This window comes from Streptomyces sp. NPDC096152 (assembly GCF_044763235.1).
In the GTDB taxonomy this organism is placed as follows: Bacteria; Actinomycetota; Actinomycetes; order Streptomycetales; family Streptomycetaceae; genus Streptomyces.
Window position 1 is genome coordinate 206,700 of sequence record NZ_JBIWFW010000003.1, and the last position, 16,425, is coordinate 223,124.

Genomic DNA, 16,425 nt, shown 5'->3' on the forward strand with positions numbered 1-16,425 from the left:
CGGAAGGGGTTGTATCCGCCGCTGAGGTTTGCGAGTCTCTACGTGGCGATCGGGGGCGGCCCAGTACACAGGGCCCCAGAGATCACCGGAACCCCTCTTCAATCCACAGGACCACGCCAGGGAAGCCTGACGGTCGGCCCTTCACTTGTTGAGGGATTCGTGAAAGCGTTCACATTCACAAGCAACCCGCACGTAATCAAGGAGAGGTAGCAGCCATGGACTGGCGTCACAACGCCGTTTGCCGCGAGGAAGACCCCGAGCTCTTCTTCCCCATCGGCAACACCGGTCCTGCGCTGCTGCAGATCGAGGAAGCCAAGGCCGTCTGCCGTCGCTGCCCGGTTATCGAGCAGTGCCTGCAGTGGGCGCTCGAGTCCGGACAGGACTCCGGCGTCTGGGGTGGTCTCAGCGAGGACGAGCGCCGCGCCATGAAGCGCCGCGCCGCCCGCAACCGGGCCCGTCAGGCCTCCGCCTGACCCACGCCACCCCGCTGACAGCCTGAGCTTGGCGGCGCGTGCAGCACGCACGCATCTCCCGCCCCCGAGCCGCAGCGCGCAGTATCCCCGCGCTTGACACAACAGCGAGCGTTGGCCCCGGACCGCATCGCGGTCCGGGGCTTTCTGCTGTGCGGGGGTCGGCCGCGCGGGCGCCGTGCCGCCGCGTGCGGGAGTCGGCCGCGGCCGGCCCCAACTCCCTTGCGGCGCACCGCCCTGACCCGAGCGCCCTGCTTCCGGGCCACGCCCGCTACTTCCGGGCCACGCCCGCTACTTCCGGGCCACGCCCGCTACTTCTGGGCCACGGGGATGTCGAGGATCACGCGCGTGCCGCGCTCCGGGGCCGGGACCATGTCGAAGGTGCCGCCCAACTCGCCCTCGACCAGGGTGCGGACGATCTGCAGACCGAGGTTGCCGGAGCGGTGCGGGTCGAAGCCCTCCGGCAGTCCGACCCCGTCGTCCTGGACGGTGACGAGCAGCCGGGCCTCGCGCGAGGTGCCGCCACGGACCGCGGAGACCTCCACCGTGCCGGTCTCGCCCTGCCGGAAGCCGTGCTCCAGGGCGTTCTGCAGCACCTCGGTCAGCACCATCGACAGCGGGGTCGCGACCTCGGCGTCCAGGATGCCGAAGCGGCCGCTGCGCCGGCCGGTGACCTTGCCCGGCGAGATCTCGGCGACCATCGACAGCACCCGGTCGGCGATCTCGTCGAACTCCACCCGCTCGTCCAGGTTCTGCGACAGCGTCTCGTGCACGATCGCGATCGACCCGACCCGGCGCACCGCCTCCTCGAGGGCCTCCCGGCCGCGCTCGGACTCGATCCGCCGGGCCTGGAGGCGGAGCAGGGCCGCCACCGTCTGCAGGTTGTTCTTGACCCGGTGGTGGATCTCCCGGATGGTCGCGTCCTTGGTAATCAGCTCCCGCTCGCGGCGGCGCAGCTCGGTGACGTCCCGCAGCAGCACCAGCGAACCGATCCGCGTCCCCTTGGGCTTGAGCGGGATCGCCCGGAACTGGATCACCCCGTCGTGGGCCTCGATCTCGAACTCGCGGGGCGCCCAGCCGCTGGCCAGCTTGACGAGCGCCTCGTCCACCGGGGCCCGGGACGGGGCGAGTTCGGCGGTGGTCCGGCCGAGGTGGTGGCCGACGAGGTCGGCGGCGAGGCCGAGGCGGTGGTAGGCGGACAGCGCGTTCGGCGAGGCGTACTGGACGATGCCGTCCGCGTCGAGCCGGATCAGCCCGTCGCCGACGCGCGGCGAGGCGTCCATGTCGACCTGCTGGTCGGGGAACGGGAAGGAACCCGCGGCGATCATCTGCGCGAGGTCGGAGGCGCTCTGCAGATAGGTCAGCTCCAGCCGGCTCGGGGTCCGCACGGTGAGCAGGTTGGTGTTGCGCGCGATGACGCCCAGGACCCGGCCCTCCCGCCGGACGGGGATCGACTCGACCCGCACGGGGACCTCCTCGCGCCACTCCGGATCGCCCTCGCGCACGATCCGGCCCTCGTCGAGCGCGGCGTCCAGCAGGGGGCGGCGGCCGCGCGGGACGAGGTGGCCCACCATGTCGTCCTGGTACGAGGTCGGGCCGGTGTTGGGCCGCATCTGCGCGACGGAGACGTACCGGGTGCCGTCGCGGGTGGGGACCCACAGGACCAGGTCGGCGAAGGAGAGGTCGGAGAGCAGCTGCCACTCCGAGACCAGCAGATGGAGCCACTCGAGGTCGGAGTCGTCGAGAGCGGTGTGCTGGCGTACGAGTTCGTTCATGGAGGGCACGTCTGCGAGCGTACCTGGGCGTTCGGCCACCGTTCGAAATCGGCCACCCGCGCCGGCGGAGCCGGACGGCCCCGAAGACACCCGCGGGCCGCGGCGCCTGAGAGGGACCCTCAACCCTCCCGGCACCGCAGCCCGGAGCAACATCGGCCGTGGGGTGTGCGGTCCCGGTCGGCCGAAGGATGAGGAGCCGGGGCAGTCAGGGCAGAGAGCACCGGTTCCTCGGTCCGTCTTCCTGTGCGGGGAAGACGGAGGTTCGTGCGTTCACCTGTGGCGCGCGGGCGGTGCCGCGCGCGTGCGCTGTTCACGTCTCTTCCCGCATTCTGGACTAGACCACTTCGGCATGTCCATGAGCAGGAAGACGTTCATCGGTGTTTTTCGCCGGTCCGCCGCTCCCTTGCGAGCCGGGTCGGCCAACCGAGCGGACGCCGTCGGGCGTCCGCGTCCACCCCCGCAGCCTAGCCCGCCCGGCTCATCCACGGGGCCAGATGGCCATGGCAATTTCGGCGAGAGCCTCCAGTTCCTCGCGGCACGCACCGTCGCGCGCCTGCTGGGACATGCCCTGGACGACCGCGCCGACGTACCGGGCCAGCGCGCCGACGTCGGTGCCCGCGGGCAGCTCCCCCGTGGCCACCCCCGCCTCCATACGGCGCTCGAAGGCGGCGATGGACGCGTTGCGCCGCTCGCGCAGGGATTCCGCCACCTCCGGGGTCGCGCAGTTGGTCGCCGCGTGGACGACGAGGCAGCCGCGCGGACGGCCGGGAGCGGTGTACGCGGCGGCGGCCTCCCGCAGGGTCCGCCCGACGGCGGCACGGGCGGTGGGCTCCTCGGCGAGGGCGCGGTCGCCGAACGAGCCGTACCGCTCGGCGTAGGCGCGCACGGCCTCCGCGAAGAGCGCCCGCTTGTCGCCGAAGGCGGCGTACAGGCTCGGGGTGCCGATGCCCATGGCGCGAGTGAGGTCGGAGACGGAGGTGGCCTCGTACCCGTGCTCCCAGAAGGCGAGGACCGCCTTCTGCAGGGCGGCCTCGCGGTCGAAGGAGCGCGGGCGGCCGCGGGGCCTGGAGACGGGTCCGCCCGGCGCCCCGGTGTCGTCGCCACCGCTCACCATGGCGCGCATTTTATAGCGACCGCTAGACAAACGTGAAGGGGTCGGCGTGCCCCGTGATGGGCCGCCCCGGGCGCGGCCCGCTCTGTTAGATTGGTCTAAACCACACGGTCCCTCCTACGGCCCTCCTCAACCGGGTCCGGTCCCTCTCCTGTCCCTCTCCTCAGCCTTCTCAGATCGGCAGGCCCAGCGTGGAAGTTGTCATCGTTCCGGACGCCGAGGCGGGCGGCGAACTCATCGCCGAGGCCATGGCGCAGCTGCTCAGGCGCAGGCCCGACGCCCTGCTCGGCGTGGCCACGGGCTCGACACCGCTGCCCGTCTACGAGGCGCTGGCGGCCAAGGTGCGCGCCGGTGCCGTGGACACCTCCCGGGCACGGATCGCGCAGCTCGACGAGTACGTGGGGCTGCCCGCCGACCACCCGGAGTCCTACCGCTCCGTCCTGCGGCGCGAGGTGCTGGAGCCGCTCGGGATCACGATGGAGGGCTTCCTGGGTCCCGACGGCACCGCCGAGGACGTACCGGCGGCGTGCGCGGCGTACGACCGGGCGCTGGCCGAGGCCGGCGGGGTGGACCTCCAACTGCTCGGCATCGGGACGGACGGGCACATCGGGTTCAACGAGCCGTGCTCCTCGCTCGCCTCCCGGACCCGGATCAAGACCCTGACCGAGCAGACCCGGGCCGACAACGCGCGCTTCTTCGACGGCGATGTCGACCAGGTGCCGCACCACGTGATCACGCAGGGTATCGGGACGATCCTGGAGGCGCGGCACCTGGTGCTGCTCGCCACGGGCGAGGGCAAGGCGGACGCCGTCGCCGCGACCGTCGAGGGCCCGGTCGCCGCCGTCTGCCCGGCATCTGCGCTCCAGCTCCACCCGCACGCCACGGTCGTCGTCGACGAGGCCGCCGCCGCCGAGCTGAAGCTCGCCGACTACTTCCGGCACACCTACGCCGACAAGCCGCGGTGGCAGGGTCTCTGATCCCCGCCGACCGCTCCCCCGTCCGGCCCGCCGTCCCGGACGGCGGCGCAGCGCGACGCGAAGGTGCCGGCCGCCCCGTCGGGGGTGGCCGGCACCTTCGTCCTCCGGGCCGTCCGCGCCCGTGCCCGACGCGGCGAACCCCTGAAGAAGGACCCTAGACCGTCCCCGCGATCACCTCTGCCGCCGCCCGGCCGCAGACGCGGGCCGCGCCGTGGGTGGCGAGGTGGAGGGCGCCCCGGGGGGCCGCCTGGGGGACGCCCATCTCGACGACGATCGTGTCGGGACGGGCCGCGAGCAGGGTGTCGAGGGCGGCGGCCATCCACGGGTGGCGGTGCTCGTCGCGGACGACGGCGACCACCCGGCGGCCTCCGGCCGCGTCCAGGGCCGCGCGTCCGGCGCCCCCGCCCGCGAAGCTGCCCGTCTCCGTCCCGGGCAGGAGCCGGCGGAGTTCCGCGGCCACGCCCCACGGGGTCTCGTCGCCGACGGCGATGTTGGCGACCGGGGTGAGGGCGACGACGTAGGGCGGTTCGGTGAGCGGGGTGAAGTCCGCTCCGCCGGTGACCCGCAGGGCGCGGCGGGCCGCCCGCAGGCCGACCTCGTGCTCGGCCGCGTCCCGCGCCGCGCCGGGCCGGCCCGCCGTCCAGCGGGCCAGGCCGCGCACCCGGTCCGCCGCGTCCGCGAGACGTTCCTCGGGGAGTTCTCCGGCGCGGACCGCCGTGACCAGGGCGTCCCGCAGGCGCCGTACCGTCTCGTCGTCCGCCAGGCCGCCGCCCACGCAGATCGCGTCGGCGCCGGCCGCGACGGCGAGGACGCTGGCCCGCTCGATGCCGTAGGTGCCGGAGACGGCCCGCATCTCCATGCCGTCGGTGACGATCAGGCCGTCGTAGCCCAGCTCGCCGCGCAGCAGTTCGGTCAGGACCGCGCGGGACAGCGTCGCGGGGCGGTCCGGGTCCAGGGCGGAGACCAGGATGTGCGCGCTCATCACGGCCTTGGTGCCCGCGTCGATCGCCGCGCGGAACGGGACCAGTTCGCGGGCCTGGAGCACCGGGTCCCCGACGTCGATGCGGGGCAGCGCGTGGTGGGAGTCGACCGCGGTGTCGCCGTGCCCGGGGAAGTGCTTGGTGCAGGCGGCGACGCCCGCGGACTGCAGTCCGGTGACGTAGGCGGCGGTGTGCCGGGCGACCAGTTCGGGGTCGGCGCCGAAGGAGCGGACGCCGATGACGGGGTTGGCCGGGTCGGAGTTCACGTCGGCGGAGGGCGCCCAGTTGAGGTTGACGCCGCAGGCGGCGAGGCGGTGGCCGAGTTCGAGGGCGACCGAGCGCGTCAGCTCCACGTCGTCCACGGCGCCGAGCGCGTGGTTGCCGGGGAAACTGGAACCCGTGCGCACCTCCAGGCGGGTGACGTCGCCGCCCTCCTCGTCGATGGCGACCAGCACGTCGTCCCGCTCGGCGCGCAGTCGGGCGGTGAGCGCGGCCAGTTGCGCGGGCGAGGCGATGTTGCGGCCGAACAGGCCGACCGACGCGAGGCCCTCCCCCAGCCGCCGCAGCAGCCAGTCGGGGGCGGTGGTCCCGGTGAAGCCGGGCTGGAGGACCGTCAGCGCGTCGCGCGTGAGGGTGTCGGTACCGCGGGCGAATGTCGTCATCGGGTGGCGTTATCCCTTCACGGCGCCCGCGGTCAGGCCCGCGGCCATCTTGCGCTGGACGAGGAGGAACAGGACGACGATCGGTACGGCCATCATCGTGGCTCCGGCCATCATCGGGGCGTATTCGGTGCCGTGCTTGGTGGTGAAGTTGCCGAGCCAGACGGTGGCGGTCTGGTGCTCCTGGCTCATCAGCATCAGGGCGTACAGGTACTCGTTCCAGGCCTGGATGAAACCGTAGACCGAGGTGGCGACCATGCCGGGGGCGAGGAGGGGGAAGACCACCCGGAGGAAGGCGCCGGTGCGGGAGCAGCCGTCGACCATGGCGGCCTCCTCCAGCTCCCGGGGGACGTTGACGATGAAGCCGCGCAGCGTCCACACCGTGAAGGGGAGGACGAAGGTCAGGTACGTGATGATGAGGCCGGTGAGCCTGTCGTACTGCTCCAGGTCGTTGAGCAGCAGGAAGACCGGGATGATCATGGCGACCAGCGGGACCATCTGGACCGCCAGGATGCCCACGATCACGATTCTGCGGCCGCGGAAGGCGAAGCGGGAGATGGCGAGCGCGGCCAGCATCCCGACCACCATGCCGATCACCACGACCGTCAGCGACACGACCAGGCTGCGGCCGACCGGGCCCCAGAAGTCGGCGATGTCCAGCGCCCGGCGGAAGTTGCCGAGGGTGAGGCCGGTGGGCAGCAGGCTCGGCTCGGGGTCGATGGCGTCCTTGGCCGGCTTGAACGCCGTGTCGAGCATCCAGTACAGGGGGAAGCCCGCGGTGACGAAGACGAGCAGGCCGAGCAGGTTCCAGCCGAGCCTCGACCTTGGGCGCCCGGGAGACGTGAGGGTGGTCGTCCCGCTCATTCGACCTCTCCGATCTTCAGCATCTGGCGCATGTAGACGGCGACCACCCCGAGCAGCAGCAGGACGGTGACAAGGGCGATCGCCGAGCCCTGCGCGTAGTCGTTGACCACGAAGGCGCGGTCGTAGGAGTAGGTGTTGAGGACCTGGAACTCCGCCTCAGGATGGCCGCCCCGCATCACGAACACCTGCGGGAAGACGCCCATGTCCCAGATCACCGACAGGGTCGTCAGCATCACGACGATCGGCTTGAGGACGGGCAGGGTGACGTAGCGGAAGACGCCCCAGGAGCTCGCGCCGTCCAGCCGCGCGGCCTCCTCCAGTTCCCTGGGCACCTGCGTGAGACCAGCGCTCAGCGTGATGACGACGAAGGGCACGGCGCCCCAGACCACCAGCAGCATGATCACGGCCAGGCCCTGCGGCCCGCTCGCGAACCAGTTGTGGCCGATCATGTCGACCCCGGGCAGCCTGCTGAGCAGCGCGTTGAGGACGCCGTAGTCCGAGTCGAAGAGCCACTTGAAGACGGTGGTGGCCACGATGACCGGCATGCCCCAACTCGCCACCAGCACGATGTTGATCAGGGTCTTCAGCCAGCCGGACACCCGTTGCAGCAGCAGCGCGATCGCCATGCCGGCGACCATCGTGAAGACCACGCAGCCGACGGCGAAGACGACCGTGCGCAGGACGACCGCCCAGAACTCGCCGTCGCCCAGCACGGCGGCGAAGTTGGCGAGCCCGACCCACTCGGCCGGCTGGAAGCCCCACAGCTGGGGCTGGCCGAACTTCTGCACGGACAGGGTGACCAGCCGCGCCAGCGGATAGGCCATGACCAGGGCCAGGATCAGCAGACAGGGCGCGAGCAGCAGCCAGGGCGTCGCGCCGCCGCCCGGGGTGCGCGGTCTGCGCGGCCGGTCCGGGGCGGCCGGTGGCGGCGCCTGCCGCGGCGGCGGCGCCTTGGCGGGGGTGGTGGTGTCTGCGGCACTCATCGCGCGCTCCTCAGCGGTCCCTCACGGGCGTACGAGACTCGGGCGTACGAGACTCGGGGGTACAAGACTCGGTCGTACGAGAAGCGGGGCCCCGCCCGACGGCAGGGCCCCGCGCCCGGTCACTTGGTGTTGATGACCTTGTCGATCGCGGCGTCCGCCTCCTTGGCGGCGGCCTCGACCGACTTCTTGCCGGTGCCGATGTTCTGCAGCATGGTCTGCAGGACCTGGGCCTTCTCGACCTGGCCCCAGCCCGGGGCCATCGGGACGAACCAGTTGGACTCGGCCGCGGTGGCGGGGACGGCGGTCGCGGGGTCGTTCTTCAGGGTCGCGAGGTCGGTCTTGTTGTTGGGCAGGTTGCCCTTCCCGATCAGGCCCTTCTGGCCCGACGGGCCGGTGAAGGCGTTGATCCACTCGGCGGCGAGGTCCTGTGCCCTGGACTTCACCGGGACGGCAAGGTCGGAGCCGCCCAGGAAGACCGGCATGTTCTTGCCGGACGGGCCGGGCATCACGAAGTTCTCGAGGTTGTCCTTGAGCTTGCCGGTCTTGTCGTTCTTCGGGTCGGCCGCGGTCGCGCCCTCCCAGGCGGCGCCGAAGATCATGCCGGACTTGCCCTGGCCGTAGACGATGTAGCGGTCGGACTCGTCCTTGGTCCTGTCGCCGTGCATGTACCGGTCGACGACGTTCTTGAACTCGGTGAGGCCCTTGAGGGACTCGGGCGAGGAGAGACCGGCCTTCCAGGTGCCGCCCTCCTCCTCGGCTATGGAGCCGCCGGCGTCGTAGACGAAGGACATGGCCGCGTACCAGTCGCGGGTGGGCTGGTACCAGGCGCTGAACTTGCCGCCCTGCTTCTTCTGCACCTTGTCCAGGGCGGCGGTGAGGTCCTGGTAGGTCTTCGGCACGGACTTCACGCCCGCCGCGGCGAACACGTCCTTGCGCCAGTTGGCGACGCGGCCGCCTGCGTAGTAGGGGACGCCGTAGGTCTTGCCGTCGTAGGTCACCGAGGCCTTCAGGCCGTCGAGCCAGGCGGAGGAGCCCGTGAACTTCGCCGGGTCGACGGGGGCGAAGGCGCCCTTGACCATGTAGCCGAGCATCTCGGTGTTGCCCATCTCGACCACGTCGGGGGCCTTGTCGGTGGCGAGGACGGCGTCGAGCTTGGTGTTCTTGTCCGGCCAGCCGTAGTACTCGTGCTTGATCCTCAGGCCGGGGTGCTTCTTCTGCACCGCGGCGTCGGCGGCCTTCACCAGCTCCGGCCAGTTGTTCTGCGCGTCCACGGTGAGCCAGACGGTCAGCTCCTTGGCGTCCGCGCCGCCCTTGCCCGATCCCTTGCCGCCATCGCTCCCGCACGCCGCGATGGAGGCCATCATGCCCGCGATACCGATCGCGGCAACCAGCTTGCGCTTCACGCCACCCTCCTCAGGGATGCCACAAACCCCCCTGCCTCCCCGCGGTTTGAGCGTCAGCGCAACCGCCCTCGGGGCCGGGACCTGGACCAATGGTGTAGACCAGTACGGGGAGCTTGGCCCAGACCAATAGGGCTGTCAAGGGTGTTCCGACGGGCTCCCGCCGTCCGTTACGGGACCGCGATATGCAGGGACCTTTCATTGCTCATCCGGCAGAAACGGACGGCTGGACTCCCCCGGACCAGTGGCGTCCGCGGGGGCGCCCCCGCGCCCCGGTCCGCCTGGACCACTCGTTCCGGTCCCGCTATGGACTAGACCAGCCGGGGTCACGGCGGTATACAGAGGAGATCACGGAGCGTACGGGTGGCCACCCGGCGCGCGAAGCCGTGCCACGATGTGAGCCGCGGCCGATCAGCAGGTCGGCCGCTTCGGCACTGGAGCCGGGAAGGCGGAGCATGAGCACCGACGTCAGCAGTGCGGAGAACGAGGGTGGGACGACCGTCCGTACCGCGCGCGTGCCCAAGTACTACCGCCTGAAGAAGCACCTGCTCGACATGACGGACACGCTCCCGCCCGGCACGCCGGTCCCCCCGGAGCGGACGCTGGCGGCCGAGTTCGACACCTCGCGCACGACCGTGCGCCAGGCCCTGCAGGAACTGGTCGTCGAGGGCCGGCTCGAGCGCATCCAGGGCAAGGGCACCTTCGTCGCCAAGCCGAAGGTCTCCCAGGCGCTGCAACTCACCTCCTACACGGAGGACATGCGCGCCCAGGGCCTGGAACCGACCTCGCAGCTGCTGGACATCGGGTACATCAGCGCCGACGACCGGCTCGCCGAACTGCTCGACATAACGTCCGGGGGGCGTGTGCTGCGCATCGAGCGGCTGCGCATGGCCAACGGCGAGCCGATGGCCATCGAGACCACGCACCTGTCGGCGAAGCGCTTCCCCGCCCTGCGGCGCAGCCTGGTCAAGTACACGTCCCTCTACACGGCCCTCGCCGAGGTCTACGACGTCCACCTCGCCGAGGCCGAGGAGACCATCGAGACCTCGCTGGCCACTCCGCGCGAGGCGGGACTGCTCGGCACCGACGTGGGCCTGCCCATGCTGATGCTCTCCCGGCACTCGCTGGACCGGCAGGGCAAGCCGGTGGAGTGGGTGCGATCGGTCTACCGCGGCGACCGCTACAAGTTCGTCGCGCGGCTCAAGCGGCCGCAGGACTGAACCGCGCGGACATTCGGTCCGTGTACCCCGTCAGGACGGACGTATGCCCGCGACGACGGGCCCACTCGACAATCAGGTGTGTGCGATTGTGCACACGCCCTGACCTGCGACGACCGTTTCCAGGCCACGGTTGCTCACGCTGCCGAACTGTTATGCGGAAAGACCTTTTCGCTTTCCGGACACCGTGGCTAGATTGCACGCGCATAGCCCAGGTGACAGAGAGCGGAGCCGCAAATATGTCCGATTCCCCCGATGTCAGCAGAGCGGTGGTGACACCCGTCCGGGTCGTCATCGCCCTCTGTCTCCTCGCGCCCTTCGTGGCGCTGCTGTGGGTGGGGTCATACGCCAAGACGGACCCGGCCTTCGCCGGCATCCCGTTCTTCTACTGGTACCAGATGCTGTGGGTGATCATCTCCACGGCGCTGACCATGACCGCCTACCAGCTGTGGCAGCGTGACCAGCGTGCCCGCGCCGCCGCCCGCACCCAGGACGGAGGTGCCTCGGAATGAACAACGGAGTCCACGGCGTCGAACTCGGCGTCTTCGTCTTCTTCTTCCTGCTCGTGACGGTCATGGGCTTCGTCGCCGCGCGCTGGCGCAAGGCGGACAACGCCCACAGCCTCGACGAGTGGGGTCTTGGCGGCCGGTCGTTCGGCACCTGGATCACCTGGTTCCTGCTGGGCGGCGACCTGTACACCGCGTACACCTTCGTGGCCGTCCCGGCGGCGATCTACGCGGCGGGCGCGGCAGGCTTCTTCGCCGTGCCGTACACGATCCTCGTCTACCCGCTGATCTTCACCTTCCTGCCGCGTCTGTGGTCGGTGTCCCACAAGCACGGGTACGTCACCACCTCGGACTTCGTCCGCGGCCGCTTCGGCTCCAAGGGCCTGTCGCTGGCCGTGGCGCTCACCGGTCTGCTGGCGACCATGCCGTACATCGCGCTCCAACTGGTCGGCATCCAGGCCGTCCTGGACGTGATGGGTCTCGGCGGGGGCGCGGACTCCAACGTGTTCGTGAAGGACCTGCCGCTGCTGATCGCGTTCGGTGTGCTGGCGGCGTACACCTACTCTTCGGGGCTGCGCGCGCCCGCGCTGATCGCGTTCGTGAAGGACGCGCTGATCTACATCGTCATCGCGGTGGCCATCATCTACATCCCGATCAAGCTGGGCGGGTTCGACCAGATCTTCGCCAAGGCCGGTGACGCCTTCGCGCAGACCAACCCGGCGACCGGCAAGCCGCGGGGCGCGCTGGCTCCCCCGGAGGCGGGCCAGTGGACGTACGCCACACTGGCGCTGGGTTCCGCGCTCGCGCTGTTCATGTACCCGCACTCGATCACCGCGACGCTGTCCTCGCGCAGCCGTGACGTGATCCGGCGCAACACCACGATCCTGCCGCTGTACTCGCTGATGCTGGGCCTGCTGGCCCTGCTCGGCTTCATGGCGATCGCGGCGGGCGTGAAGGTGCAGAACGGCCAGCTGGCCATCCCGGCCCTGTTCGACCAGATGTTCCCCGACTGGTTCGCCGGTGTGGCCTTCGCGGCGATCGGCATCGGCGCGCTGGTGCCGGCGGCCATCATGTCCATCGCGGCCGCGAACCTGTTCACCCGCAACATCTACAAGGACTTCATCAAGCCGGACGCGACGCCCGCGCAGGAGACCAAGGTCTCCAAGCTGGTCTCGCTGCTGGTGAAGGTGGGCGCCCTGGTCTTCGTCCTGACGATGGACAAGACCGTGGCGATCAACTTCCAGCTGCTCGGCGGCATCTGGATCCTGCAGACCTTCCCGGCCCTGGTCGGCGGTCTGTTCACGCGCTGGTTCCACCGCTGGGCGCTGCTCGCGGGCTGGGCGGTCGGCATGGTGTACGGCACACTCGCCGCGTACGGGGTGGCCTCTCCGACGAACCCGGGGCAGAAGCACTTCGGCGGCCCGGCGGCGGCTATCCCCGGCCTCGGCGACATGGGCTATATCGGTCTGACCGCGTTCGTGCTCAACGTGGTGGTCACGGTGGTCCTGACCTTCGTCCTGAAGGCCGTCAAGGCGCCGGAGGGCGTCGACGAGACCAAGCCGGAGGACTACACGGCGGACGCGGGCGACCCGGGCGTCGAGGTGGAGCTGCCGCCGGCCACGGCAGGCGCCTCGCACTGAGCCGCCGCACACCCCACGGGCCGCCGGAGCAATCCGGCGGCCCGTTGCCGTACCCGCGTCGCCGCCCTCACTCTCCTCACCTACGAGTTGACGCTCTGACACGGCGGTGGCACTACATCTGGGGGTGGCGTCGCGGCCCGGCACAAGATGTATGCTCATGCTCGCTGTCGCCGCAGGGGAATCCGGTGCGAATCCGGAACTGTCCCGCAACGGTGTACTTGTGCGTGTCCGTCCACAGACGGCCCCGCGCTCGCGTCAGTCCGAGGACCTGCCGACAGCGCGCCCGGCCGTCCGGTCCGGGTGCCCTGACGTCCGGGCCTCGTGGAATGGGCCGGTGGACGCGACGCCCCGTGCGCTCGTGTGCTGCCCCCTGCCCTCGGCGAGGCCCCCCGTGCGAGCGAGGGAGAGCCCCACGTGACCATCGCGCCGGCCGATCCGGCCTCTGCGACACCGGCCGAGACCGACACCGACGGCCCCGGTGCCGCGCTGCTGCGCACCCTGACCGGGCTGACCGCCGATCTCCCCGACGCCGACCCCGGCCGTGTGGCCGCCGCCGCGCTGCGCGGACGGTCGGCGCGCGCCGACGAGGCCGAACTGCGCGAGCTGGCCACGGAGGCGGCCGCCGGTCTCATCTCCGAGGACCCGGCCTACTCCCGGCTGGCCGCCCGGCTGCTGGCCATCGGCATCCGCGCCGAGGCCGCCGGACAGGGCGTCACCCGCTTCACCGAGTCCATCGCCGTCGGCCACCGGGAGGGCCTGATCGCCGACCGGACCGCCGAGTTCGCAGGGCTGCACGCCGAGCGGCTCGACGCGCTGGCCGACCCGCGGGCCGACGACCGCTTCGGCTACTTCGGCCTGCGCACCCTGCACAGCCGGTATCTGCTCCGGCACCCGATCACCCGCAAGGTGATCGAGACGCCCCAGCACTTCCTGCTGCGGGTCGCCGCCGGTCTGGCGGAGGACGCCACCATCCGGTCCGCCGACGAAGTCGCCGCGCTCTACGGCCTGATGAGCCGCCTCGACTACCTGCCGTCCTCGCCCACCCTGTTCAACTCCGGTACGCGGCACCCCCAGATGTCGTCCTGCTACCTGCTCGACTCCCCCAAGGACGAGCTGGACTCCATCTACGACCGCTACCACCAGGTCGCCCGTCTCTCCAAGCACGCCGGCGGCATCGGCATCGCCTACTCCCGCGTCCGCTCGCGCGGTTCCCTCATCCGCGGCACCAACGGGCACTCCAACGGCATCGTGCCGTTCCTGAAGACCCTGGACGCCTCGGTCGCCGCCGTGAACCAGGGCGGCCGGCGCAAGGGCGCGGCCGCGGTCTACCTGGAGACCTGGCACTCCGACATCGAGGAGTTCCTGGAGCTGCGCGACAACACCGGCGAGGACGCCCGCCGTACGCACAACCTGAACCTCGCGCACTGGATCCCGGACGAGTTCATGCGCCGGGTCGACGCGGACGGGCAGTGGTCGCTGTTCTCCCCGGCCGACGTGCCGGAGCTGGTCGACCTGTGGGGCGAGGAGTTCGACGCGGCCTACCGCAGGGCGGAGGAGGCGGGGCTGGCGCGCAGGACGCTGCCCGCCCGGGACCTGTACGGCCGGATGATGCGCACCCTCGCGCAGACCGGCAACGGCTGGATGACCTTCAAGGACGCCGCCAACCGCACCGCCAACCAGACGGCCGAGCCGGGCCACGTCGTCCACTCCTCCAACCTGTGCACGGAGATCCTGGAGGTCACCGACGACGGGGAGACGGCGGTCTGCAACCTCGGCTCGGTCAACCTGGGCGCCTTCGTCACGGGCGGCGGCATCGACTGGGAGCGGCTGGACGAGACCGTCCGCACCGCCGTCACCTTCCTCGACCGCGTGGTCGACATCAACTTCTACCCGACCGAGCAGGCGGGCCGGTCCAACGCCCGGTGGCGTCCGGTGGGCCTCGGCGCGATGGGGCTTCAGGACGTCTTCTTCAAGCTCCGTCTGCCCTTCGACTCGCCGGAGGCCCGGCGGCTGTCCACCCGTATCGCCGAGCGCGTGATGCTCGCCGCGTACGAGGCCTCCGCCGACCTCGCCGAGCGCGACGGCCCGCTGCCGGCCTGGGACAAGACCCGTACCGCCAAGGGTGTCCTGCACCCCGACCACTTCGGCGTCGAGCTCAACTGGCCGGAGCGCTGGGCGGCCCTGCGCGAGCGGATCGCCGCCGTCGGCATGCGCAACGCGCTGCTGCTGGCCATCGCGCCGACCGCGACCATCGCGTCGATCGCGGGTGTCTACGAGTGCATCGAGCCGCAGGTCTCCAACCTCTTCAAGCGCGAGACGCTGTCCGGCGAGTTCCTCCAGGTCAACTCCTATCTGGTGCGGGACCTCAAGGAGCTCGGGGTGTGGGACGCGCGCACCCGGGAGGCGCTGCGCGACTCCGGCGGCTCGGTGCAGGACTTCGCCTGGATCCCCGAGGACGTGCGGAAGCTGTACCGCACGGCGTGGGAGATCCCGCAGCGCGGCCTGATCGACATGGCCGCCGCCCGGACCCCGTTCCTGGACCAGGCCCAGTCGCTGAACCTGTTCATGGAGACGCCGACCATCGGCAAGCTCTCCTCGATGTACGCCTACGCCTGGAAGCAGGGCCTGAAGACGACGTACTACCTGCGCTCCCGTCCGGCGACGCGGATCGCCCGCGCCGCCCGGGCGCAGACCCCCGTCCCCGTCCAGCAGCCGGCCCCCGCGGACGCCGTGGCCTGCTCCCTGGAGAACCCCGAGTCCTGCGAGGCCTGCCAGTGATGCCCAGCACCGCCCGATCCCAGAACCTGCTCGACCCCGGTTTCGAGCTGACGCTCCGTCCGATGCGCTACCCGGACTTCTACGAGCGCTACCGGGACGCCATCAAGAACACCTGGACCGTGGAGGAGGTCGACCTCCACTCCGACGTCGCCGACCTCGCGCGGCTGACTCCCGGTGAGCAGCACCTGATCGGCCGTCTGGTCGCCTTCTTCGCGACCGGCGACTCGATCGTGGCGAACAACCTGGTGCTGACCCTCTACAAGCACATCAACTCCCCCGAGGCACGGCTCTACCTGAGCCGGCAGCTCTTCGAGGAGGCCGTCCACGTCCAGTTCTATCTGACGCTGCTGGACACCTACCTGCCCGACCCGGACGACCGCTCCGCCGCCTTCGCGGCCGTGGAGAACATCCCGTCCATCCGGGAGAAGGCCGAGTTCTGCTTCAAGTGGATCAACGAGGTCGAGAAGCTGGAGCGCCTGGAGACCGAGGCCGACCGCCGCCGCTTCCTGCTCAACCTGATCTGCTTCGCGGCGTGCATCGAGGGCCTGTTCTTCTACGGCGCCTTCGCCTACGTCTACTGGTTCCGCAGCCGGGGCCTGCTGCACGGCCTGGCGACCGGCACCAACTGGGTGTTCCGCGACGAGACGATGCACATGTCCTTCGCCTTCGACGTCGTCGACACCGTCCGCAAGGAGGAGCCGGAACTGTTCGACGACGCGCTGCGCCGGCAGGTCACCGACATGCTCCGGGAGGCCGTCGAGGCCGAGCTGCAGTTCGCGCGCGACCTGTGCGGTGACGGCCTCCCCGGCATGAACACCGACTCCATGCGGCAGTACCTGGAGTGCGTCGCCGACCAGCGCCTCACCCGCCTCGGCTTCGCTCCGGTGTACGGCTCGGAGAACCCCTTCTCGTTCATGGAGCTGCAGGGCGTTCAGGAGCTGACCAATTTCTTCGAGCGGCGCCCCTCGGCGTACCAGGTGGCGGTGGAGGGCACCGTCGATCTGGACGAGGACTTCTGATCCCCTCGGTGGGTGCCGGCCGAGGGCCCCGCCTCCCTCCTGGTCT

General features: G+C 70.8%; 13 protein-coding genes and 1 riboswitch. Of the genes, 7 read left to right on the plus strand and 6 right to left on the minus strand.

The window, feature by feature from the left end:
* Window positions 1-215: 215 nt before the first annotated feature.
* On the plus strand, window positions 216-473 hold the full coding sequence (locus ACIQ9G_RS11165) for a WhiB family transcriptional regulator (protein WP_003992873.1): 258 nt from the start codon (window positions 216-218) through the stop codon (window positions 471-473).
* A 308-nt stretch (window positions 474-781) separates the two neighbouring features.
* On the opposite strand, the gene ACIQ9G_RS11170 is transcribed toward ACIQ9G_RS11165, so the two are convergent.
* Both ACIQ9G_RS11170 and ACIQ9G_RS11175 read right to left on the minus strand, forming a co-directional pair.
* Window positions 782-2,245, minus strand: coding sequence for a sensor histidine kinase (locus ACIQ9G_RS11170; RefSeq protein ID WP_403608800.1), 1,464 nt, complete (start codon window positions 2,243-2,245; stop codon window positions 782-784).
* 478 nt (window positions 2,246-2,723) lie between these two features.
* Window positions 2,724-3,359 (minus strand): TetR/AcrR family transcriptional regulator, encoded by a 636-nt coding sequence (locus ACIQ9G_RS11175; RefSeq protein ID WP_403608225.1) that lies wholly within the window; start codon window positions 3,357-3,359, stop codon window positions 2,724-2,726.
* A gap of 188 nt (window positions 3,360-3,547) precedes the next feature.
* On the opposite strand from ACIQ9G_RS11175, the gene nagB reads away from it, so the two are divergent.
* Window positions 3,548-4,333 carry a glucosamine-6-phosphate deaminase gene (gene nagB / locus ACIQ9G_RS11180; RefSeq protein WP_392191111.1) on the plus strand — a complete coding sequence of 262 codons (786 nt, stop codon included), beginning with the start codon at window positions 3,548-3,550 and terminating at the stop codon, window positions 4,331-4,333.
* A 154-nt stretch (window positions 4,334-4,487) separates the two neighbouring features.
* Here nagB and ACIQ9G_RS11185 read toward each other — a convergent pair whose 3' ends face one another.
* The 4 genes from ACIQ9G_RS11185 to ACIQ9G_RS11200 all read right to left on the minus strand — a co-directional run bounded on the left by ACIQ9G_RS11185 (window position 4,488) and on the right by ACIQ9G_RS11200 (window position 9,222).
* Window positions 4,488-5,975 carry a glycoside hydrolase family 3 protein gene (locus tag ACIQ9G_RS11185; RefSeq protein ID WP_403608226.1) on the minus strand — a complete coding sequence of 496 codons (1,488 nt, stop codon included), beginning with the start codon at window positions 5,973-5,975 and terminating at the stop codon, window positions 4,488-4,490.
* 9 nt (window positions 5,976-5,984) lie between these two features.
* On the minus strand, window positions 5,985-6,836 hold the full coding sequence (locus ACIQ9G_RS11190) for a carbohydrate ABC transporter permease (RefSeq protein ID WP_403608227.1): 852 nt from the start codon (window positions 6,834-6,836) through the stop codon (window positions 5,985-5,987).
* Window positions 6,833-7,819, minus strand: coding sequence for a carbohydrate ABC transporter permease (locus ACIQ9G_RS11195; RefSeq protein WP_403608228.1), 987 nt, complete (start codon window positions 7,817-7,819; stop codon window positions 6,833-6,835). Before ACIQ9G_RS11195 ends, ACIQ9G_RS11190 begins: the two co-directional genes overlap by 4 nt.
* Before the next feature lie 119 nt (window positions 7,820-7,938).
* The gene (locus ACIQ9G_RS11200; RefSeq protein ID WP_403608229.1) at window positions 7,939-9,222 is read right to left on the minus strand and encodes an extracellular solute-binding protein; all 1,284 of its coding nucleotides are present in this window, start codon (window positions 9,220-9,222) and stop codon (window positions 7,939-7,941) included.
* Window positions 9,223-9,674: 452 nt separating this feature from the next.
* On the opposite strand from ACIQ9G_RS11200, the gene ACIQ9G_RS11205 reads away from it, so the two are divergent.
* The 5 genes from ACIQ9G_RS11205 to ACIQ9G_RS11225 all read left to right on the plus strand — a co-directional run bounded on the left by ACIQ9G_RS11205 (window position 9,675) and on the right by ACIQ9G_RS11225 (window position 16,379).
* Entirely contained in the window at window positions 9,675-10,439 is a 765-nt protein-coding gene (locus ACIQ9G_RS11205) for a GntR family transcriptional regulator (RefSeq protein WP_403608230.1), read from the plus strand.
* Between the two features lie 236 nt (window positions 10,440-10,675).
* The gene (locus ACIQ9G_RS11210) at window positions 10,676-10,948 is read left to right on the plus strand and encodes a DUF3311 domain-containing protein (RefSeq protein WP_403608231.1); all 273 of its coding nucleotides are present in this window, start codon (window positions 10,676-10,678) and stop codon (window positions 10,946-10,948) included.
* The gene (mctP, locus tag ACIQ9G_RS11215; protein ID WP_403608232.1) at window positions 10,945-12,582 is read left to right on the plus strand and encodes a monocarboxylate uptake permease MctP; all 1,638 of its coding nucleotides are present in this window, start codon (window positions 10,945-10,947) and stop codon (window positions 12,580-12,582) included. Before ACIQ9G_RS11210 ends, mctP begins: the two co-directional genes overlap by 4 nt.
* 176 nt (window positions 12,583-12,758) lie before the next feature.
* A riboswitch (cobalamin riboswitch) is annotated at window positions 12,759-12,851 on the plus strand.
* Window positions 12,852-12,996: 145 nt separating this feature from the next.
* Complete coding sequence (locus tag ACIQ9G_RS11220; protein ID WP_403608233.1) at window positions 12,997-15,360, plus strand: ribonucleoside-diphosphate reductase subunit alpha; 2,364 nt, start codon at window positions 12,997-12,999, stop codon at window positions 15,358-15,360.
* Window positions 15,360-16,379, plus strand: coding sequence for a ribonucleotide-diphosphate reductase subunit beta (locus ACIQ9G_RS11225; RefSeq protein ID WP_403608234.1), 1,020 nt, complete (start codon window positions 15,360-15,362; stop codon window positions 16,377-16,379). The genes ACIQ9G_RS11220 and ACIQ9G_RS11225 overlap by 1 nt, the downstream gene beginning before the upstream one ends.
* Window positions 16,380-16,425 lie beyond the last annotated feature (46 nt).

Coding starts and splice junctions, on each gene's coding strand:
- ACIQ9G_RS11210 (WP_403608231.1), top strand. CDS start 10,676: ATGTCCGATTCCCCCGATGTCAGCAGAGCGGTGGTGACACCCGTCCGG.
- ACIQ9G_RS11195 (WP_403608228.1), bottom strand. CDS start 7,819: ATGAGTGCCGCAGACACCACCACCCCCGCCAAGGCGCCGCCGCCGCGG.
- ACIQ9G_RS11175 (WP_403608225.1), bottom strand. CDS start 3,359: ATGGTGAGCGGTGGCGACGACACCGGGGCGCCGGGCGGACCCGTCTCC.
- ACIQ9G_RS11170 (WP_403608800.1), bottom strand. CDS start 2,245: ATGAACGAACTCGTACGCCAGCACACCGCTCTCGACGACTCCGACCTC.
- ACIQ9G_RS11225 (WP_403608234.1), top strand. CDS start 15,360: ATGCCCAGCACCGCCCGATCCCAGAACCTGCTCGACCCCGGTTTCGAG.
- ACIQ9G_RS11205 (WP_403608230.1), top strand. CDS start 9,675: ATGAGCACCGACGTCAGCAGTGCGGAGAACGAGGGTGGGACGACCGTC.
- ACIQ9G_RS11190 (WP_403608227.1), bottom strand. CDS start 6,836: ATGAGCGGGACGACCACCCTCACGTCTCCCGGGCGCCCAAGGTCGAGG.
- ACIQ9G_RS11185 (WP_403608226.1), bottom strand. CDS start 5,975: ATGACGACATTCGCCCGCGGTACCGACACCCTCACGCGCGACGCGCTG.
- mctP (WP_403608232.1), top strand. CDS start 10,945: ATGAACAACGGAGTCCACGGCGTCGAACTCGGCGTCTTCGTCTTCTTC.
- ACIQ9G_RS11165 (WP_003992873.1), top strand. CDS start 216: ATGGACTGGCGTCACAACGCCGTTTGCCGCGAGGAAGACCCCGAGCTC.